The 19,507-nt window shown below is 72.9% G+C and carries 15 protein-coding genes; 4 read left to right on the forward strand and 11 right to left on the reverse strand.

What is annotated here, in order from left to right; genetic code table 11:
* Positions 1–126: 126 nt before the first annotated feature.
* The 5 genes from pruA to ACZ4W5_RS26850 form a co-directional block, all read right to left on the reverse strand.
* Entirely contained in the window at positions 127–1,752 is a 1,626-nt protein-coding gene (gene pruA, locus ACZ4W5_RS26830; protein ID WP_465657424.1) for an L-glutamate gamma-semialdehyde dehydrogenase, read from the reverse strand.
* Between the two features lie 193 nt (positions 1,753–1,945).
* Positions 1,946–2,602 carry an HAD family hydrolase gene (locus ACZ4W5_RS26835; protein WP_465657401.1) on the reverse strand — a complete coding sequence of 219 codons (657 nt, stop codon included), beginning with the start codon at positions 2,600–2,602 and terminating at the stop codon, positions 1,946–1,948.
* Positions 2,603–2,831: 229 nt separating this feature from the next.
* The gene (locus ACZ4W5_RS26840) at positions 2,832–3,935 is read right to left on the reverse strand and encodes an acyltransferase family protein (RefSeq protein ID WP_465657402.1); all 1,104 of its coding nucleotides are present in this window, start codon (positions 3,933–3,935) and stop codon (positions 2,832–2,834) included.
* 303 nt (positions 3,936–4,238) lie between these two features.
* Positions 4,239–4,748: a DUF6912 family protein gene (locus ACZ4W5_RS26845; protein ID WP_360244526.1), complete on the reverse strand. Its 510-nt coding sequence runs from the start codon at positions 4,746–4,748 to the stop codon at positions 4,239–4,241.
* A gap of 98 nt (positions 4,749–4,846) precedes the next feature.
* Positions 4,847–6,013 carry a patatin-like phospholipase family protein gene (locus ACZ4W5_RS26850; protein ID WP_465657404.1) on the reverse strand — a complete coding sequence of 389 codons (1,167 nt, stop codon included), beginning with the start codon at positions 6,011–6,013 and terminating at the stop codon, positions 4,847–4,849.
* Positions 6,014–6,362: 349 nt separating this feature from the next.
* On the opposite strand from ACZ4W5_RS26850, the gene ACZ4W5_RS26855 reads away from it, so the two are divergent.
* Positions 6,363–6,902 (forward strand): Rv3235 family protein, encoded by a 540-nt coding sequence (locus ACZ4W5_RS26855; RefSeq protein WP_360244520.1) that lies wholly within the window; start codon positions 6,363–6,365, stop codon positions 6,900–6,902.
* 89 nt (positions 6,903–6,991) lie between these two features.
* On the opposite strand, the gene secA is transcribed toward ACZ4W5_RS26855, so the two are convergent.
* A complete protein-coding gene (gene secA / locus ACZ4W5_RS26860) occupies positions 6,992–9,754 on the reverse strand; it encodes a preprotein translocase subunit SecA (RefSeq protein ID WP_360244517.1) in 2,763 nt (920 codons plus the stop codon).
* Between the two features lie 242 nt (positions 9,755–9,996).
* Between secA and ACZ4W5_RS26865 the strand changes: the two genes are divergently transcribed.
* Both ACZ4W5_RS26865 and ACZ4W5_RS26870 read left to right on the forward strand, forming a co-directional pair.
* Positions 9,997–10,554: a GNAT family N-acetyltransferase gene (locus ACZ4W5_RS26865; protein WP_465657407.1), complete on the forward strand. Its 558-nt coding sequence runs from the start codon at positions 9,997–9,999 to the stop codon at positions 10,552–10,554.
* 141 nt (positions 10,555–10,695) lie between these two features.
* Positions 10,696–11,901 carry a winged helix-turn-helix domain-containing protein gene (locus tag ACZ4W5_RS26870; protein WP_465657408.1) on the forward strand — a complete coding sequence of 402 codons (1,206 nt, stop codon included), beginning with the start codon at positions 10,696–10,698 and terminating at the stop codon, positions 11,899–11,901.
* Between the two features lie 18 nt (positions 11,902–11,919).
* Here ACZ4W5_RS26870 and ACZ4W5_RS26875 read toward each other — a convergent pair whose 3' ends face one another.
* Together ACZ4W5_RS26875 and hpf are read right to left on the reverse strand one after the other, a co-directional pair.
* Complete coding sequence (locus ACZ4W5_RS26875) at positions 11,920–12,678, reverse strand: response regulator (RefSeq protein WP_375882957.1); 759 nt, start codon at positions 12,676–12,678, stop codon at positions 11,920–11,922.
* A 240-nt stretch (positions 12,679–12,918) separates the two neighbouring features.
* A complete protein-coding gene (gene hpf / locus ACZ4W5_RS26880) occupies positions 12,919–13,614 on the reverse strand; it encodes a ribosome hibernation-promoting factor, HPF/YfiA family (protein WP_360244504.1) in 696 nt (231 codons plus the stop codon).
* Positions 13,615–14,073: 459 nt separating this feature from the next.
* Between hpf and ACZ4W5_RS26885 the strand changes: the two genes are divergently transcribed.
* The gene (locus ACZ4W5_RS26885) at positions 14,074–14,715 is read left to right on the forward strand and encodes a ComF family protein (protein WP_402486258.1); all 642 of its coding nucleotides are present in this window, start codon (positions 14,074–14,076) and stop codon (positions 14,713–14,715) included.
* A gap of 18 nt (positions 14,716–14,733) precedes the next feature.
* On the opposite strand, the gene ACZ4W5_RS26890 is transcribed toward ACZ4W5_RS26885, so the two are convergent.
* From ACZ4W5_RS26890 to mtrA, 3 genes are all read right to left on the reverse strand, one after another.
* Positions 14,734–16,611 (reverse strand): LpqB family beta-propeller domain-containing protein, encoded by a 1,878-nt coding sequence (locus ACZ4W5_RS26890; RefSeq protein ID WP_465657411.1) that lies wholly within the window; start codon positions 16,609–16,611, stop codon positions 14,734–14,736.
* Positions 16,612–16,705: 94 nt separating this feature from the next.
* The gene (gene mtrB / locus ACZ4W5_RS26895) at positions 16,706–18,688 is read right to left on the reverse strand and encodes an MtrAB system histidine kinase MtrB (protein WP_402486218.1); all 1,983 of its coding nucleotides are present in this window, start codon (positions 18,686–18,688) and stop codon (positions 16,706–16,708) included.
* Between the two features lie 124 nt (positions 18,689–18,812).
* Positions 18,813–19,490 carry an MtrAB system response regulator MtrA gene (gene mtrA / locus ACZ4W5_RS26900; protein ID WP_030283937.1) on the reverse strand — a complete coding sequence of 226 codons (678 nt, stop codon included), beginning with the start codon at positions 19,488–19,490 and terminating at the stop codon, positions 18,813–18,815.
* Between the last annotated feature and the right edge of the window lie 17 nt (positions 19,491–19,507).

The raw sequence follows: 19,507 nt of genomic DNA on the forward strand, positions 1-19,507 counted from the left end.
CCACCCGACGACGCCAGCCAGCCTAACCGGATCAATCGAAGGTGCACAGGGACAGGGAGGCGCAAACCCGCAGGATGTCGGGTCCGTCCTGGACACCATGTCCAAACCGGAGCGTCGTGTTCGCTTTCAGCCCATATGCGGGTAACCGTGCCGGGTGGGCGCGACGAAGGTCTCCTTGATCGCCCGGGCCGAGGTCCAGCGCAGCAGGTTCTGGGCGGCGCCCGCCTTGTCGTTGGTCCCGGAGGCCCGGGAGCCGCCGAAGGGCTGCTGGCCGACCACGGCGCCGGTGGGCTTGTCGTTGATGTAGAAGTTCCCGGCGGCGAAGCGCAGCTCCTCCACGGCCTGGGCGATGGCGTAGCGGTCCTGGGCGATCACCGCGCCGGTGAGGCCGTACGGGGCACCCGCGTCGACCCGGCCGAGCACGTCGTCCCAGCGGGAGTCCTCGTAGACGTGGACCGCCAGGATCGGCCCGAAGTACTCGGTGCGGAAGATCTCGCCCCGGTGGTCCGAGGAGACCAGCACGGTCGGCCGGACGAACCAGCCGATCGCGTCGTCGTACTGGCCGCCGGCCACCAGCTCGACGGTCGGGTCGGCCTTCGCCCGCTCGATCGCGGTGCGGTTCTTCTCGAAGGCGCGCTTGTCGATCAGGGCGCCCATGAAGTTCGACAGGTCGGTGACGTCGCCCACCGTGAGGGCGTCCACCTCGGCCAGGAAGTCGTCCTTGATCCTGAGCCAGAGGCTGCGCGGCAGGTACGCGCGGGAGAGCGCCGAGCACTTCTGGCCCTGGTACTCGAAGGCGCCGCGGACCATCGCGGTCCGCAGGATGTCCGGGTCGGCCGAGGGGTGGGCCAGCAGGAAGTCCTTGCCGCCGGTCTCGCCGACGATCCGCGGGTACGTGCGGTAGCCGCCGATGTTCGCGCCGATGCTCTGCCAGAGCGACTGGAAGGTGGCGGTCGAGCCGGTGAAGTGCAGCCCGGCGAAGGCCGGGTCGGCGAGCACCACCGGGGAGACCTGGAGGCCGTCGCCGGTGACCAGGTTGATCACCCCGGGCGGCAGGCCGGCCGCCTCCAGCAGCCGCATCAGGTGGTACGCGGCCAGGGTCTGGGTCGGCGCGGGCTTCCAGACCACGGTGTTGCCCATCAGCGCGGGGGCGGTGGGCAGGTTCCCGGCGATCGCGGTGAAGTTGAACGGGGTGACCGCGTAGACGAAACCTTCCAGCGGGCGGTGGTCGACCCGGTTCCACACCCCCGGGGACGAGGCCGGCTGCTCCGCCAGGACCTGCCGGGCGAACCCGACGTTGAACCGCCAGAAGTCGATCAGCTCGCAGGCGGAGTCGATCTCGGCCTGCTGCACGGTCTTGGACTGGCCGAGCATGGTCGCCGCGTTGAGCGTGTCCCGCCACGGCCCGGCCAGCAGATCGGCGGCCCGCAGGAAGACCGCGGCCCGGTCGTCGAAGGAGAGCGAGCGCCACTGCCGCCCGGCCGCCAGCGCCGCGTCCACCGCCGCCCGGGCGTCCTCCCGGGTGGCGTTGCCGAGCACGCCCAGCTTGGCGGCGTGGTGGTGCGGCTGGACGACCTCGATCCGCTCGCCGCCGCCGAACCGCTGCTCACCGCCGATGGTCATCGGCAGCGGGATCTGCTCGGCCGCCAGCTCGTCCAGCCGCCGGACCAGCCGGTCCCGCTCCGGACTGCCGGGCGCGTACGTCCGCACCGGCTCGTTGACCGGGGTCGGCACCTCGGTGACTGCGTCGATGGGCATGGCGGCTCCGTCCTGGCGGCTGGGGTTCGACTCCAGCCTGACCAGGGCCGGGCGGTTCCGCCCGTCCAGACACGCCAACGGCGGACGTGGCGCCCGCCACGTCCGCCGGCCCGGCGGCTCCGCCCGACTGCCGGGCGACCGCCTCGGCTCGGCCCGACTGCCGGCCCGGCGGGTCGACCGGCTCCCCTCAGCCCGCCAGTTGGCCCGCCAGCTCGACCGCCTCGGCCAGGCTGTCCACCACCGGGACGCCGACCGGCTCCAGCTTCTCCCGGGTGTGCGAGCCCCCGGTGTACAGCACCGCGTGGGCCCCCGCCTGCAGCGCCGCCAGGGCGTCGTCCGCGGCGTCGCCGATCAGCACCGTACGGGCCGGGTCGACCCGCTCGCCGAGCTCGGCCAGGTGCCTGGTCAGCTGCTGCGCCTTCTGGCCGCCGGAGGGGCCGCTGCGGCCGTCCACCCGCAGGAAGCTGCCGGTCAGGCCGAAGGCGTCGACCAGCGGGACGAGCTTCTCGTGCTCGTACATCGACAGCAGGGACTGGCTGTGCCCGGCCGCCTGCCAGGCCGCCAGCAGCTCGGGCACGCCCTCGGTCAGGCCGCAGGCCGGGCTGAGCTCGACGTAGCGCTCGTGGAAGGCGTCGTCCAGTTTCAGCCACTCCTCCGTGGAGGGCATCCGGCCGAGCAGCCGCTCGTAGAACCGGGGGATCGGGATCTCGTACTGCTCGCGGTACTGCTGCAGGGTCATCGGCTCGACGCCGATGGTCGCGAACGCGGCGTTGCTCGCGCCGAGGACGGCGTCCATGTCGTGGAAGAGCGTGCCGTTCCAGTCCCAAACGATGTGAGTGCGCACGGGGTCAAACGGTAACCCGATGTCGAGCGGCGCCAAAGAGTGAGGTGGCGCATGAGTCAGTGCAGCCGTTCGTGCAGTACCGCAGCGTGATCCACTTCTGTTCACGGCTCTGTTCCGCATCACCGCGCTGCGGCATCCTCCGGCTGATCCCCACCACGTCGCTGTTGCCCTCGGACCGCTGCGACACCGGACGACCGCGGCCGTGCGGCCGGCCGCACGGCCGCACGAGCTATGCCTCGCGGGCCTGCGGCACGGTGTCGGTGGGTTGCTTCGCGTGCCGGTCGAGGGCCTGGTCGAGGCGGCGGCGGAGGGCACGGCCGACGGGCTTCTCGACCACGCGGTGGATCACTCCGGCCAGGAGGAGCATCGCGACGGTGGTGAGGGCGAGTCGGCCCCAGGGGCCGAGCCCGTGGGCGTGGGCGGTGAGTTCACCGGCCATGGGCAGGCCGAGGCTCTGGTGGACCAGGTAGAAGGGGTAGGTGAGCGCACCGGCGGTCATGAGCCAGCGCCAGCGGATGCGGGCGAGTGGGCCGATGGTGGCCAGGAGCAGGAGGACCAGGAAGGCGGTCAGTGCGGCGCTGGCGACAGTCCAGGAGCAGAGCGCTTTGGACCCCCACTCCTGGTAGTGGCCGGCCAGCCGGAGGGGGAGCATGGTCAGTTCGTAGCACCAGGCGAAGCCGAGGAGTATCCAGAGCATGAGGTTCTGCCCGAAGCGGTACATGAGGTAGACCGCGATGCCGGCGACGAACAGGCCGGCGTACTGGCTGAGGACGAGGTCGTCCAGGAACTTGCTCTTCGTCTCCGAGGTGATGATCCCGGCGGTGAGCCAGATCACGCAGAACCCCATGACCCGGTGGTAGGTGGTGCCGAAGGCCAGGAGGACGGCCATGAGGAGGTAGAAGTGGGCCTCGACGGCCAGGGTCCAGGCGACGCCGTCCAGGAGACTGGCGTGGAGGGCGTCGGGGAACATGGTCAGGTTGGCCAGGACGATCCGGGGGTGGATCACCGCGGAGACGTCGTGGGTCTGCATCGGGATCAGCGCGATCCTGGCCACGATCAGGATGAGAGCGCACCAGTAGGCCGGGTAGAGCCGGGATATTCGTGAGACGGCGAACTGTCCCGGCGTGCGCCCCCAGCCGCTCATGCAGATGACGAAACCGCTGATGAGGAAGAAAGCCTCGACACCGAGCCAGCCGTACATCGACGCGTGGTGCAGCGGGTAGGCGAACTCCTTCGGGGACGGCCCCCACAGGGTGGGCGGGATCGCGCTCAGGTAGTGGAATCCCGCGACGGCGAGCGCGGCGATCAGCCGCATGCCGTCGACGACGGCCAACCGGGCTCCGGGCTCCCCCCGGCCGCGGCCTTCTGCCTGGGCTCCTGCCCGTGCAAGGCCACCGCGGGCCCGCTGGCGGGTGGTCGGTGACATCGGCGGATGAAGCACTGGCGGGGGTCCGATCATGTCGACACGCCCGCTCTCGCCCGGGACCGCGGACGAGGGTCATGGGCGTAAGGGAACTGTGATGCCTCTCAGCCGTCGCACGGGCACGCCACCGGCGGGCTGATCAACCGGGCGCCATCTTAGAACGTCTGCCGGCGGGTCATCGGAGGCGGGGTGCACGGGGCCCCGGCGGCGGGCCTAGGCGAGCAGGGCGGGGATCTCCTGGGTCGCGTACCAGAGCAGGTCGTGGTCCTCGGCGCCGTCCACGGTGAACTGGGCGTCCTGGTCGCCCGCGTCGGCCGCGGCCACCGCCGCCACCGCGGCGGCGACGTCCTCGACCACCTCGTCGTCGGCCACGTCCGCGTGCACCGAGGCGGCCTTCGCCAGCTTCACGGGGCCGGCCAGCACCACCCGGCCGAGCGAGGCCTGGTCCTGGTACTCGTCGCCGGGGAAGGGCCGCACCGCCGAGTCGGCCACGTCCAGCGCCACCACGACCCGCCGGCGCGGGGAGTCCGGGTCGGCCGCCAGCAGCCGCAGCGAGGACTGCGCGGCCCGGTTGAGCGCCGCGTACTCCAGCTCCTCCAGGTCGTCGCTGACGTACCACTCGCGCAGCGCGGGCGTCACGGCGTACGCCGCGGACTGGTCCAGAACACCGCCCTCGTGCGCCGCCGCCAGGCCGGTCAGGGTGGTGGGCACGTACACGCGCATCGGTGGCACTCTCCGGTTTCCGCGAAGCTACTCCAGCGCCCCAAGAATAAGCTCAGCCGCACCGGGCGCGATCACCTGAGCCTCACCTGTGGCCGGAACTACCGCGCCGCCCCCAGCGCCTCCCGGGCGCTGCGCAGACCGCTCTCCAGCACCGCGCCCCGGCGGGCCGGGTCCATCAGGTTCGGGCCCATCACCGCCAGGTCGGCCGGGGTCGGCGCGAGCAGCCGCACCCGGACGCCCTCGGCCCGCAGCAGCGCGGCCTCGCGCAGCAGCTGCCGGGTCACCGCGCGGCGGTAGCGGCTGACCAGCTGGGCCAGCACCCCGCGCGGACGGTCCCGGGCCCGCCACTCGCGCAGTGCGGCCGCCGTGCCGCGGGCGGAACGCTCCGGCCGCGGGCCGAGCCGCAGGGCCATCGGGGCGAGCACGTACACCTCGTCCAGGCCGCGGCCGAGCAGCAGGTCGGCGTTGGTGGCCGACCAGCAGCCGCCGTCCACGTAGGCCGAGCCGTCCAGGCGCACCGACGCGAACCAGCCGGGGATCGCGCAGGAGGCCATCACGGCCTCGGCCACCGGGACGTCGGGGGCGTCCGGGTCGCCGAAGACCACCCGGTGGCCGCTGCGGTAGTCCACCGCGGCCACCCGCAGCGGGGCCGCGGCGGCGCTGGGCGGGACGGCGTCCGTGGCCTCGGCCGGCGCGGCCGCCGCCGAAGCCACCGAAGCCGAAGCGGAAGCCGCGCCCGCCGCGCCTGCCGCGCCCGCAGCGCCTGCCGCGCCTGCCGGGAGCGGCCAGCCGCCCGGGCCGAGCAGCCCGCGCACCAGCTCGCCGACCGGGGCCAGCGAGCCGCGGCCGTGCGGCGCCACCGCCGAGACCATGGTCAGCAGCGGGTACTCGCGCGGGTGCCGGACGGCGTCCCGCAGCAGGCCGGGCGAGCCGATCCCGGCCCGCGGCCGGGGCGGCAGCGCGCCGCCCACCGCGGTGTCGTAGTCGAAGGCCACCCCGGCCAGCGGTCCCTCGGTGATCGGCAGGCCGCGCTGGTGGTCCCGCAGCTGCTCGGGGCGCACTCCCCCGGCCAGCATCGCGGCCAGGATCGCGCCCGCCGAGGTGCCCAGCAGCACATCCGCCTCGCCCGGGCGGTGTCCGGCGGCCTCCTCGACGGCGCAGAGCGCGCCGACCGTCCAGGCCGCGCCGAGCATCCCGCCGCCGCCCAGCACCAGGCCGCGCCGGGGGGCGCCCCCGGCGTCGGCGGTCCTGTCCGGCCCCGCCATCGCCCGTCTGGTCGTCCCGGCTGTCGTCATCCCGGCCGCCCGTCGTCGTCGGGTTCGGGTCAGGCTCCGATGGTGCGCGCGGACGGCCGGGGAGCGCAACGGGAGCCCGCCGCGGGGCCACCCGGTCCGCCGTACCCGGGCGTCCCCTTTCGGGCCGTACGGTCCGTCCCCGCACGTCAACCGGGTGCCGCCGGGGCGACCGCCGGGCCCGTCGCCGCACTGGTCGACTCACCCGGATAGGTGAACTTCACGTCGGCCCGAGGGCCCGCCGCAAACCCGTTGCCGCCCGGTGATCACCACCGCCAGCCTGGGCCCGTCCGTACCCGCACCACCCTTGCCCGGAGCCATCGTGACCATCAGCCCCCGCACCTGCCCGACCGCCCGGCCGACCGCCGCGCCGAGCGCCCACCAGCGCGTCCGCCCGACCGCCCGCCCGACCGCCCGACCGACCGAGCGCCCGCACCACCGGGTCCGCAGCGACGCCGGCTGCGACCCGACCGGGCGCCGCCCCCGCCACCCGCGCGCCGCCTGCACCGCCGCCGGGCCCCCCGGCCCCGCCCGGCCCGACGCCGGGGCGCTCGCCGCCCGGTTCGCCCACCAGCTGGTCGAGGTGCTCACCGGTGCCCGGCCCTCCGGCCAGCTGATGCGCCACACCAGCCTGGACGGCTACGGGCAGCTCGCCTCGCTGGTCCGGGCCGGCGCGCTGCGCCGTGGAGGCCCGGCCGACCGGCCCCGGCTCGGCCCGGTGCACGACCGCTCGCCCTCCCCGGACGCCGTCGAGGCCTGCGTCCGGGTCGACCTCGGCCGGCGGCACCACATGGTGGCCTTCCGGCTGGAGCGGCGCGGCCCGGCCGGCCAGTGGCAGTGCACCGCCGTGGAGGCCCGGTGACGACCACGGCCCAGGACAGGCCCCGGGAGACGGCGCAGGGCGCCGCCCCGGTACCGGGGCGGCGCCCTGTGCGGCGTACTGCGGCCGGCTCAGGCCTTGCGGCGGCGGCCCTTGGCGGACTTGGCGGCCTTGCGGCGCTCGGCGCGGGTCATCCCGTCGCCCTCGTCGTCCGGCACGACGTCCTCGAAGTCGCCCTCGATGACACCGCCACCGACCTCGTCCGAGGGGGCCGTGTAGTGCAGCCGCTGCGGCTTCGGGGCCTCCAGGCCCTTGGCCTTGATCTCCGGGCGGGCGGCGTCCTTCTCCAGCTTGTCGAGCAGCACCTCGGCGTCCGCCACCGGCACCTCCTCGACCTGCTGCTCGACCTGGACCTCCAGGTTGAACAGGTAGGCGACGGACTCCTCCTTGATGCCCTCCATCATCGCGGTGAACATGTCGAAGCCCTCACGCTGGTACTCGACCAGCGGGTCGCGCTGCGCCATGGCCCGCAGGCCGATGCCCTCCTGGAGGTAGTCCATCTCGTAGAGGTGCTCGCGCCAGCGGCGGTCCAGCACCGACAGCACGACGCGGCGCTCCAGTTCGCGCAGGATCTCCTCGCCGAGCTGGTCCTCGCGGGCGCCGTACTGCGCCTGGATGTCCTCCTGGACGACCTTGATCAGGAACTCCGGGGTCAGGCCGGCCGGGCCGCCGACCTCCTCCTCCAGCTCCGCCAGGTCCAGGGTGATCGGGTAGAGCTGCTTGAACGCGGTCCAGAGCTTGTCGAGGTCCCAGTCGTCCTCGAAGCCCTCGCCGGTGGCCGCCTTGACGTAGGCCTCGACGGTGTCGTCCATGAAGTGGCCGACCTGCTCCTGGAGGTCCTCGCCCTCCAGGACGCGGCGGCGCTCGCCGTAGATGACCTCGCGCTGGCGGTTGAGCACCTCGTCGTACTTGAGGACGTTCTTACGGATCTCGAAGTTCTGCTGCTCGACCTGGGTCTGCGCGGAGGCGATCGCGCGGGTGACCATCTTGGACTCGATCGGCACGTCCTCGGGCACGTTGGCCATCGAGAGCACGCGCTCGACCATGCCGGCCTTGAACAGGCGCATCAGGTCGTCGCCGAGCGACAGGTAGAAGCGGGACTCGCCCGGGTCGCCCTGACGGCCGGAGCGGCCGCGCAGCTGGTTGTCGATCCGGCGGGACTCGTGCCGCTCGGTGCCGAGGACGTAGAGGCCGCCGGCCTCCTTGACCTCGTCCTGCTCGGCCTTGACCGAGGCCTTGGCCTTCTCCAGCGCCTCCGGGAACGCGGCCTCGTACTCCTCCGGGTTCTCCGTGGGGGAGAGCCCGCGCTGGGCCAGCTCGGCCGCCGCCAGGTGGTCCGGGTTGCCGCCGAGCATGATGTCGGTGCCACGGCCGGCCATGTTGGTGGCCACGGTGACGGCGCCCTTGCGGCCGGCCTGGGCGACGATCTGCGCCTCGCGCTCGTGGTGCTTGGCGTTCAGCACCTCGTGCGGGATGCCGCGCTTGCGCAGCTCCTGCGACAGGTACTCGGACTTCTCGACCGACACGGTGCCGACCAGCACCGGCTGGCCCTTCTCGTGCTTCTCGGCGATGTCCTCGACCACGGCGGCGAACTTGGCCGGCTCCGACTTGTAGATCAGGTCGGGCTGGTCGATGCGCAGCGGCGTCTTGTTGGTCGGGATCGGCACCACGCCGAGCTTGTAGATCTGGTGGAACTCGGCGGCCTCGGTGGTGCCGGTACCGGTCATGCCGGAGAGCTTGTCGTACAGGCGGAAGAAGTTCTGCAGGGTGATGGTGGCCAGGGTCTGGTTCTCGTTCTGGACCTCCACCCCCTCCTTGGCCTCGATCGCCTGGTGCATGCCCTCGTTGTAGCGGCGGCCGGCCAGGATGCGGCCGGTGTGCTCGTCGACGATCATGACTTCGCCGTTCATGACGACGTAGTCCTTGTCCTTCTTGTACAGCTCCTTGGCCTTGATGGCGTTGTTCAGGAAGCCGACCAGAGGGGTGTTCACCGACTCGTAGAGGTTGTCGATGCCCAGGTAGTCCTCGACCCGGGTGACGCCCTCCTCCAGGACGCCGACGGTGCGCTTCTTCTCGTCGACCTCGTAGTCGCGGTCGATCTTGAGGCGCAGCACCAGCTTGGCGAAGTCGGCGTACCACTTGGTCGCCTGGTCCGCCGGGCCGGAGATGATCAGCGGGGTGCGGGCCTCGTCGATGAGGATCGAGTCAACCTCGTCGACCACCGCGAAGTTGTGGCCGCGCTGGACGAGTTCGTCCTTCGACCAGGCCATGTTGTCGCGCAGGTAGTCGAAGCCGAACTCGTTGTTCGTGCCGTACGTGATGTCCATCGCGTACTGGCGCTTGCGCTCGGCGGGCGTCATGTTCGCCAGGATCACGCCGACTTCGAGGCCGAGGAAGCGGTGCACCCGGCCCATCCACTCCGAGTCGCGCTCGGCGAGGTAGTCGTTGACGGTGATCAGGTGAACGCCCTTGCCGGTCAGCGCGTTCAGGTACGCGGGCAGGGTGCCGACGAGGGTCTTGCCCTCACCGGTGCGCATCTCGGCGACGTAGCCGAGGTGCAGGGCCGCGCCGCCCATGATCTGGACGTCGTAGTGCCGCTGGCCGAGCACGCGCTTGGCGGCCTCGCGGACGGTGGCGAACGCCTCGGGGAGGATGTCGTCCAGCGTCTCGCCGTCGGCGAGCCGCTGCTTGTACTCGTCGGTCAGCGCGCGCAGCTCGGCGTCGGTGAGGTTGACGAAGTCCTCTTCGATGGAGTTGACCTGGGCAGCAATCCGCTGCAGCTTGCGAAGGATCTTGCCCTCGCCGGCGCGCAGGATCTTGTCGAAGACGGACACTTGAGCGGGCTCCTTGCCTGTATTGGCACTGGACGACTGCACGGGGGGTCCACCCCACCGCACGGGCCATCGTATGCGAGGAGTCCAATGCGCCGGGAGGTGCGTCAGCACGGTATTCCCGTGTCACCCGCCCGTGCACATGGACCGATAGCACCGTCCACCGGGACAAAAGGGTCGACGGGCCGGGGAGTTGGCCCGGGATTCGGATGCCCGCATTCCTCCTACGGAGAAATAATCCACCCATGGAAGAGCCCCGGAACGAACTCGTCACCCTCACCACCGACCGCCTGGTCCTGCGGGCCCCGCAGGAGTCCGACATCGACGCGATCTTCGCGGCCTGCCAGGACGCCGAGATCCAGCGCTGGACGGTCGTCCCGGTGCCCTACCGCCGCGAGGACGCGGAGTTCTTCGTCCGCACACTGGCGCCCGAGGGCGTGGCCAAGGACTCCGAGTTCATCTGGTGCGTGGTCGAGCGCGGGACGGGCCGGTTGGTCGGCGCCCAGGCGGTCACCCGCAAGCCGGGCGACCCGGCCGCCGCCTCGGTCGGCTGGTGGACGGTGAAGGAGCAGCGCGGCCGCGGCTACACCGTCGAGGCGGCCCGCGCGGTCGCCCGCTGGGCACTGACCGACCTCGGACTGCGCCGGCTCCAGTGGCTCGCCTACGTCGGCAACGACGGCTCGCGCGCCGTCGCCGAGCGGGTCGGCTACCGCCACGAGGGCACCCTGCGCTCGTACGCCGACCAGCGCGGGGTCTTCCAGGACGCCTGGGTCGCCTCCCTGCTCCCCGCCGACCTGGACTGACCGCCTCCGCGCCGCCCGCACCGCCCGGCCCGACCACCCGGGCCGCCCCGGGCCGGTCCCGGCACAGGTCCCGGCGTAGGTCCCCGCGCAGGCCCCCGGGGCCCCGGCCCGCTGTCAGTCCCCCCGGCTACGCTCGCCGGCATGACCGCTGCCGCTGCCGGGCCCGCGCCCGTCACCGTCCTGGGCGCCGACGACGCCCGCCGGATCGCCCTGCGCGCCCAGGGCCTGCTGGGCGCGCCCGACCGCCGGGCCGGCGCGCGCGGAGTGCTGCGGCACCTGGGCGCCGTCCAGTTGGACACCATCTCGGTGCTGGCCCGCTCGCACGAGCTGGTGCCCTACGCCCGGCTGGGCGCGGTCGGCCGTCCGGCGGTCGAGGCGGCCTACTGGGGCGCGGGCACCACCTTCGAGTACTGGTCGCACGCGGCCTGCATCCTGCCGGTCGAGGAGTGGCCGCTGTTCGCCTTCCGGCGCCGCCGCTACCGCGAGCGCGGCAACCTCTGGAGCCACCAGGTCGCGCCCGAGACGTACCGGGCGGTGCTCGACAAGCTGCGCGCCGAAGGGCCGTTGACCGCCACCGAGCTGGGCGGGGCCAAGCGGACGGCCGAGTGGTGGGACTGGTCCGACACCAAGATCGCGGTGGAACGGGCGCTGGCCTTCGGCGACGTGGTCTGCACCGACCGCCGGAGCTGGAAGCGGGTCTACGCGCTGGCCGAACAGGCCGTCCCCGACGCCCTGTTCGGGCAGGACCGGTCCGACGAGGAGTGCCTGCGCACCCTGGTGGCCCAGGCCGGGTCCGCGCTCGGCGTGGCCACCCGGGCCGACCTCCAGGACTACCACCGGCTGCGCGCCGAGGACTTGGACCGGGTGCTCGCGGACAGCGGGCTGGTCCCGGTCGAGGTGGCGGGCTGGGGCCCGGACGGCACCCGGGCCGCCGCCTGGGCCGATCCGGCCGCGCTGGCCACCGTCCCGCGCGGGCGCCACCGCACCACGCTGCTCTCGCCGTTCGACTCGCTGATCTGGGACCGCGCCCGCACCGAGCGGATCTTCGGCATGACGCACCGCTTGGAGGCCTACACCCCCAGGCACAAGCGGGTACACGGCTACTTCGCGATGCCGCTGCTCACCGGCGGCCGGCTGGTCGGCCGGGTCGACCCGGCCCGGGAGGGCCGCACGCTGGTCGCCCGGCAGGTCTCGCTGACCGACGGCCCCGGCGGCGCCCGGCAGGTGGAGGCGCTCGCCACCGCCCTGCGCGAGGCGGCCACCTGGGTCGGCTGCGACGGGGTGCGGGTCGAGGCGCTGCACGACGAACGGCTGCGCCCGACCCTGGAGAAGCTGCTCGCGCAGTAGCGCGGCGGCGGGCGCCGGTCACCCTATCTCGAGGATCTTCTCCCGCATCGCGTACACCACGGCCTCCATCCTGGAGTGCAGTTGGAGCTTCTCCAGGATGTTGCGGACGTGGTTCTTCACCGTGTTCTCGCTGATGAACAGCTCCTTGGCGATCTCCCGGTTGTTCATCCCGGTCGCCACCAGCTTGAGCACCTCCAGCTCCCGGTCGGTGAGCCGCGGAGCCGGGACGAGGTCCCGGTCGTCGGAGCGCCGCTGGATCATCGACTTGAACTCGGTGAGCAGCTTGGAGGCCATCGACGGGCTGATCTGCGACTGCCCGTCGGCGACCGCCCGGATCGCGGTGGCGACCTCGTCGGTGGAGATCTCCTTGAGCAGGTAGCCGGTGGCCCCCGCCTTGATCGCCTCGTAGAGGTCGGCCTCCTCGTCGCTTATCGTCAGCATGATGATCTTGGTGCTGGGCGCCACGTCCTTGATCGCCGTGCAGGCCTCGATCCCGCTGCGGCGCGGCATCCGGACGTCCATCAGGATGATGTCGGGCAGCAGGTCGGCGGCCTTGAGCACGGCTTCGGCGCCGTCCCCCGCCTCGCCGACGACCTTGATGTCCGGCTCCTCCGCCAGCACGATCTCCAGCCCGCGGCGGAACAACGCGTGGTCGTCCACCACCAGGACGCGGATCGGCTCACCCCGGCGCGGCGCGTACGCGGGTTCCTCCTCCGGCCCCGGCGGCAATCCGGTGACCGGTCCCCCAGCGGGCCCCAGCCCGAAGTGATCCCCCATCCGCTCCTCCCCCTTCGCGGGTCGACGTGCGCCCAATCATTCCACGCCCCGCCACCGCCGCGGTCACCCTCCGACGCCGATTCCCCCGCATCGGGTGACCCCTGGACACAACGGGCCGGCGCCCCGTTCGAACCCGTCCCACCGGCCGGTGCCCGGAACGCGTGGAACGCCCCGGAACGCCGGTGACCCCGGCGGTCGCTGCCGCCGGGGTCACCCCTCCGTGTTCAACTGCCGGGACGGTCAGTCCTCGTCGACGGACCGACCGATCGCACCGCCTGCGCCGCTGGCCACGCCGGCCGCCATGTCCGGCTGCACGTGGATGACGCCGTAGTGGTAGCCGTGCCGGCGGTAGACGACGCTCGGCAGGCCGCTGTCCTTCTCGACGAACAGGTAGAAGTCGTGGCCGACCAGCTCCATCTCGTAGAGCGCCTGGTCCAGCGCCATGGGGGCGGCCGAGTGGGTCTTCTCCCGGACCACCAGCGGGCCTTCGCCCTCCACTTCCAGGGATCCCATCATGGTCTTGCGGACGGCCCCGTTGGTCTCGCCCTCGTGCGCCGTGGTCTCGGGCAGCGCGGCCAGGGCCGCGGTCGCCTCGGCGACGCTGATGGGGGTGCGGCCGTTCGCGCCGCCCTTGTGCACCCGGCGCCGGTCCGCGGACTTGCGCAGCTGCGCGTCGAGCTTCGCCGAAGCCAGGTCGAGCGCCGCGTACGGGTCCCCGGCGGCGGCTTCGGCCCGGATCACCGGGCCCCGGGTACGGAGAGTGATCTCCACGCGGTCGGACCGGTCGGCCTGCCGCGGGTTGTGCTCCTTGGACACCTCGACGTCGAGGCTGATCACCTTGCCGTCGAACTTCTGGACCTTCTCCAGCTTCTCGGCCACGTGCTCGCGGAACCTCTTGGGCACCTCGGTCTTGCGGCCCTTGACGACGATGTCCACGCAGAACTCCGATCCCTCGTGCTGACGCCGATCCGGGTGCTACCGGACCGGACTGAGCTCCAGCTGGACCAGCCCATCCACTGCCGGCCCCCCGCTCCGCCGCCAGCGGCGGAACGACTGGCCCTCATCTCACTTCCTCCCCATCAGGGACGGTTGAAACCCCCTGGAGCCTTATCGAACACCTCACGCGGGGTTTTCGCCTCCCCGGGCGGGAAGGGGAGTACGACCCGATACTTCGGGCGACGCTGGGAGCGGGCGGTCAAACTGTTGCACCCTGTCTACCCTCCTCGGAGTGAAGTATGGGTAAATACCTGGACAACGCCCCCCATACGGCGCATCCTTTGCTGACTCTCCGTGCCCAAGCCGCCAGGAGCAGCCGTGCCGCCGACCCCCTTGCCCGCCCGTCCGCCGTCCGTACGGACACCGTTCGACCACGCACTGGCCGGGCTGTTGGACGTCCTGCTCCCCGCGGACTGCGCGGGCTGCGGCGCCGAGCGCACCCAGCTCTGCCCGGCCTGCCGGCACGCACTGACCGCCACCCGGCCCGGCCCCACCCTGCTGCCCTGGGCGCACGCGGCCGCGCCGTACGCCGACCCGGTGCGGCAACTGCTGCTCGCCCACAAGGAACGCGGCGCGCTGCGCCTGGCCGGGCCGCTCGGCGAGGCGCTCGGACGGGCGGTGCGCTCCGCCCTGGGGCCCCGGGCCGGGGCCGCGCCGCTGCTGCTGGTCCCGATGCCCTCGGCCCGCGCCGCGGTGCGCGCCCGGGGGCACGACCCGACGCTGCGGCTGGCCGGGGCCGCCGCCCGCTCGCTGCGCCGGGCCGGCCTGGACGCCCGGGCCGCGCCGCTGCTGCGGCACGCCCGCCCGGTCGCCGACCAGACCGGGCTGAACGCCGCCGAGCGGCGGCGCAACCTGCACGGCGCGCTCACCGTCCTGCCGCGCGCCCGCCGGGGCCTGGCCGGCCGTCAACCGGTGCTGGTGGACGACCTGGTGACCACCGGGGCGAGCCTGGCCGAGGCGGCCAGGGCACTGGCCGACGCCGGGCTGCCGGCCCGGGCCGCCGCCACCGTCGCGGCCACCACGGTGCACCCCGCCGGTTAGGGCCTGACGGTCCGGAGGTCAGCCCGGGTAGAAGTACGAGCGGGCCTTGTCCACCAACTGGGCTTCCCGCCACTGGTTGTTGACCAGCCGGTAGACGGTGCCCGCGGCCACCGCGAGCACCGGCGAGGGCTGGGCCAGGATGTACCCGCGGGACTCCGCCGTCGAGATCGACTGCGGGGAGGACGGCAGGCCGTTGCCGGTCTGCAGCTGACCGTCCGTGCTCTGCGAGCCGTCGGTGCTGATGTAGTACAGCTGCTGGGGGCGGTCCTGCTCCTTGCCGAGCACCAGCAGCTGGTCGGTCTCCGACCAGGACACCGAGGCGACGTCGACGAGCGAGGGGGCCGCCGGACGGACGCCGGTGATCCGCACGGTCGGCGCCTGCGGCGTGCCGCCGTGCTCCACCCGCCCGAACATCAGTGAACTCCCGTTCACCCCGGGGGACTTGACCACCAGGGCGATCCGGGCGCCGTCCGAGGAGAGCTTCAACGCCTGCACCGTCTGCCCGGTCAGCCCGTCCACCGACGCGGTGTACGACTTGCCGCCGCGCACCATGACCACCCGCGGGTTCTGCGGGTTGCGGTCCACCACCCAGAGGTCGCCGCGGCCGTCCCAGCTGGGCGAGGTGAAGCCGTCGTCCTTGGCGCCGGCCTTCGCCGGGGAGCTGAGCACCGGTTCGGGCATCGTCGCCGTGCCGGGCTGCAGCGGCACCGCGTAGAGCTGGTGGCCGTCGTCCGAGAGCGCGGCGGCCTGGGTGCCGTCCCGGCTGACCGCGACGGCGCCCAGGACGGGCGCCCCGGCCGCGTGCGGCTTGCCGAGCACCCCGGGCACCGGGTCCCCGGTGTGCCCGTCGTCGGCCGCCATCAGCGCGCCGTTGTCGGCGCGCTGGTAGTACTGCTGCACGGGCAGTCGCCCGGCCAGCGCGCCGGGGCCGACGGCCGGGTCGTCCGTGCGGCTGGCCGTGCAGGAGCCCCGCTGCCCGCGCAGTTCCAGCCGTTCGACCTGGCCCTTGCCCTGGTCGGCGAAGGTGTAGAAGAGCTGGGTCGCCATCCGGCGGCAGGCCACCGGGTCGGCCAGGTCGGCCCCGCCGACCTGGACGTGGGCGATCCGGCTGTCGTCGATGCTCACCTTGTCAACCGTGGTGCCGGTCGGGAAGGCCGTCCGGACCACCGGCGAGAGCCAGGTCGAGGGCCCGGAGACCAGCGCCTTGGCGGCCGAGGCGAGCGGGTCGATCCGGCGGCGCAGGTAGATCGGGTCGGCTATCAGCACCTCCTGGCCGCCGTTGCCGGGGGCCGGCACCGACGGGTCGGGGGTGGTGTAGAAGAAGCGCTCGACCTGCCGGAAGCTGTTCCGGAAGTTGGTCTCGTTCATGATCACGCCGGGCGGCAGCGAATCGATCCGCCAGTCGCCGTCGTGCTCCCGCACGAAGGTGAAGTCGAAGACGTTGTTGTTCTGCCCCGCCACCAGCAGGTAGGAGTGCTTCTCGTCGACCTTGGCCACCAGTTGCCCGGACACCGTCGACGAGTACTTGGTGTCGGTGTCGGCGGGCTGGTCCAGCGGGATCTTCGTGGCGGACAGCACCTGGATGCCCGCGTCCGGGTTCCAGGCCGCCGCGGCGCGCTCGGTGAGGTACTTGCGCGCGGTCTCGTACCCCTCGTCGGCGGTCACCGCGTCCAGGAACCCGGTCAGCAGCTCGCGCGGCTTGGCGCCCTTGCCGGGCGCCACCGGGAAGACCCTGGCCTGGAGGTTCTTGTCGGCCGAGCCCTGGGACAGCTCCACCTTGGTGATGCCGCCGGAGTCCGGCATGGCCGCGCAGCCGCTCGCCACCAGGGCGACGAGCACCGCGCCGGCCACCGCCACGAGCAGCGGCGCGGGGCCGGTCCTCGCGCTCCCGGCCACGGACCGACGCCCCGCCACGGACCGACGCCCCGCCACGGACCGCAGCCCGGCTATGGACCGCAGCCCGCCCGCGGGCCGACGCCGGGGCACGGCCCTAGTGCTGTTGCTCGTCCTTCGCACGCTGCGACCCCTCCAGGTCCGTCCCGCCCGTCATGTCCGGCTCCGCCGTACGCTGCGCCACCGACGGCCGTCCGGGCGTCGGGTCCACCATGACCTGGGCGCCGATGACGCCGTAACCGGCCCCCGCCGTCCGCACGTCCGAGGGGTCCGCGCGCGGCCCCTCGGGCAGTCGGTTCCGGCCCAGTCCGGGGCCGATGTTCAGCACTCCGCCGAGCCCGCTGCCCAGCCCGTTGCCGGGCCCCTCCGGCGCCTCGGCCTGCTCCTCGGCGGCGGTCATCGCCGTGGCGCCCGCCGGGGCGATCGCCCGCCGGTACGGCGTGCCGTACGCGCCCAGGCCCCGGTTGTTGCGGGAGTCCTCCGGCTCCAGCCGGAACGGCGCCCGGTTGATCTCGCCGCCGCGGGTGCGCGGCAGGGTCAGCCGGAAGTGCGAGCCGCCGCCGGGCTCGCCCCAGGCCTGGAGCCAGCCGCCGTGCAGGTGGGCGTCCTCGACCGCGATGGACAGGCCCAGCCCGGTGCCGCCGGTGGTGCGCACCCGGGACGGGTCCGCCCGCCAGAAGCGGTGGAACACCCGGGACGCCTCGCCCGGCTTGAGTCCGATGCCGTAGTCGCGCACGCCGACCGCGACGGCGCCGTCGGCCGAGCCGAGGCGGACGACCACGTCGCGGCCCTCGCCGTGCTCCAGCGCGTTGACCACCAGGTTGCGCAGGATGCGCTCGATCCGGCGGGAGTCCACCTCGGCGAGCACGGGCTCGCCGTCACCGCGGATCACCACGGCGCTGCCCTTGGCCTCGGCCAGCGGTTCGGCGGCCTCGACCACCCGGCCGACGATCTCCCGCAGGTCGACCGGCTCGGCGTCCAGGATCGCGGCGCCGGCGTCGAAGCGGCTGATCTCCAGCAGGTCGGCGAGCAGCGACTCGAAGCGGTCCAGCTGGCCCTGGAGCAGCTCCGCCGAGCGGGCCGCCATCGGGTCCAGGTCCTCGCGGCTGTCGTAGATCAGGTCGGCGGCCATCCGGACCGTGGTCAGCGGGGTGCGCAGCTCGTGCGAGACGTCCGAGACGAAGCGCCGCTGCACCCGGGAGAGCTCCTCCAGCTGGCGGATCTGCGCCTGGAGGGCGTTGGCCATCCGGTTGAACGACTCCCCGAGGCGGGCGATGTCGTCCGTCCCGGTCACCTTCATCCGCTCTTCCAGGTGTCCGTCGGCGAGCCGCTCGGAGATGCCCGCGGCCATCCGGACCGGGGTGACCACCTGGCGCACCACGACCCAGGCGATGCCGCCCATCAGGATCACCACGAACACGCCGGCGGTCGCCAGGGTGCCGGTGATCAGGTTGAGGGTGTCGGTCTCCTGGCCGAAAGAGAACACGTAGAACAGCTGGTAGCTGGTGTCGGCCGGGCCGACGAACTGCATGCCGAGGGCCAGTCCGGGCTCGCTCTTGCCGCCGCCCTCGGGCGAGCGGTGGATCCGGGTCGGCTGGTCGAACATCTGGCCGGGCTCTTCGAAGAGCTTCGCGCGCAGGCTGTCCGGGATGCTACTGGGCTGGATGTCGCCCGAGTAGCGCGGTGCGAAGCCGGCGCTGTCCGGCACGACCGTCCCGGTGCCGGGGGCCATCGCGATCACCGAGTAGACCGTCTGCCCGCTCGCGGCGAGGTCGTTGACCTGGCGCAGCAGCCAGGTGCCGGTCTCCCCGGTGCTCGGGTCGACGGCGCCGCGCAGGGCCTGGTCCCGGGCCTCGTCGATCTTCTTCTGCTCGACCTGGAAGCCGATCCGGGCCTGCGCCCGGGCCGCGTCGATCTTGGTGTCGAGCAGGCCGGTGCGCACCTGCGCCACCACGACCACGCCCAGCACCAGGACCACCGCGATGGAGGCCAGCAGGGACACCGCGACCACGCGCAACTGGATCGACCGGCGGTACAGCGCGGTGACCCGGCGCGCCGGACGCCTGAGCTGACGCTTCATCAGACCGAACACTCCGGACGGGCCGCGACGGCGGCGGGTGGTCGAACTCAGCACGTCCCCGCGCACGGCCCCCGCCCCGTCGGTCGCGGAACCCGACGGGGTCTCGTCAGCCCGGTCCGTCACGTCAGCTGGGTCCGGCCTTGTAGCCGACGCCGCGGACGGTCACCACGATCTCGGGGCGCTCCGGGTCCTTCTCGATCTTGGAGCGGAGGCGCTGCACGTGGACGTTGACCAGGCGGGTGTCCGCCGCGTGGCGGTAGCCCCACACCTGCTCCAGCAGCACCTCGCGGGTGAACACCTGCCAGGGCTTGCGGGCCAGCGCGACCAGCAGGTCGAACTCCAGCGGGGTCAGCGGGATGCTGCGCCCGTCCCGCTTCACCGAGTGGCCGGCCACGTCGATCACCAGATCGCCGATGGTCAGCTGCTCAGGAGTCGGCTCCTCGGCACGGCGCAGCCGCGCGCGCACCCGGGCCACCAGTTCCTTGGGCTTGAACGGCTTGGTGACGTAGTCGTCGGCACCGGACTCCAGGCCTACCACGACGTCGACCGTGTCGGTCTTCGCGGTCAGCATGACGATCGGGACGCCGGACTCGGCCCGGATCTGCCGGCACACGTCGATGCCGTCCCGGCCGGGCAGCATCAGGTCCAGCAGGACCAGGTCGGGCTTGCTCTCCCGGAACGCGGCTAGTGCCTTGTCCCCATCCGCGACGAAAAACGGCTCAAAACCCTCACCACGCAACACGATGCCGAGCATCTCGGCCAGTGCGGAGTCGTCATCAACGACGAGGACGCGTCCCTTCATGGGTCCATCTTCTCATT

The organism is Kitasatospora sp. NPDC029367, from assembly GCF_055569135.1.

Coding starts and splice junctions, on each gene's coding strand:
- mtrB (WP_402486218.1), bottom strand. CDS start 18,688: ATGAAGCGTCAGCTCAGGCGTCCGGCGCGCCGGGTCACCGCGCTGTAC.
- ACZ4W5_RS26870 (WP_465657408.1), top strand. CDS start 10,696: ATGACCGCTGCCGCTGCCGGGCCCGCGCCCGTCACCGTCCTGGGCGCC.
- mtrA (WP_030283937.1), bottom strand. CDS start 19,490: ATGAAGGGACGCGTCCTCGTCGTTGATGACGACTCCGCACTGGCCGAG.
- ACZ4W5_RS26865 (WP_465657407.1), top strand. CDS start 9,997: ATGGAAGAGCCCCGGAACGAACTCGTCACCCTCACCACCGACCGCCTG.
- ACZ4W5_RS26850 (WP_465657404.1), bottom strand. CDS start 6,013: ATGGCGGGGCCGGACAGGACCGCCGACGCCGGGGGCGCCCCCCGGCGC.
- ACZ4W5_RS26875 (WP_375882957.1), bottom strand. CDS start 12,678: ATGGGGGATCACTTCGGGCTGGGGCCCGCTGGGGGACCGGTCACCGGA.
- ACZ4W5_RS26845 (WP_360244526.1), bottom strand. CDS start 4,748: ATGCGCGTGTACGTGCCCACCACCCTGACCGGCCTGGCGGCGGCGCAC.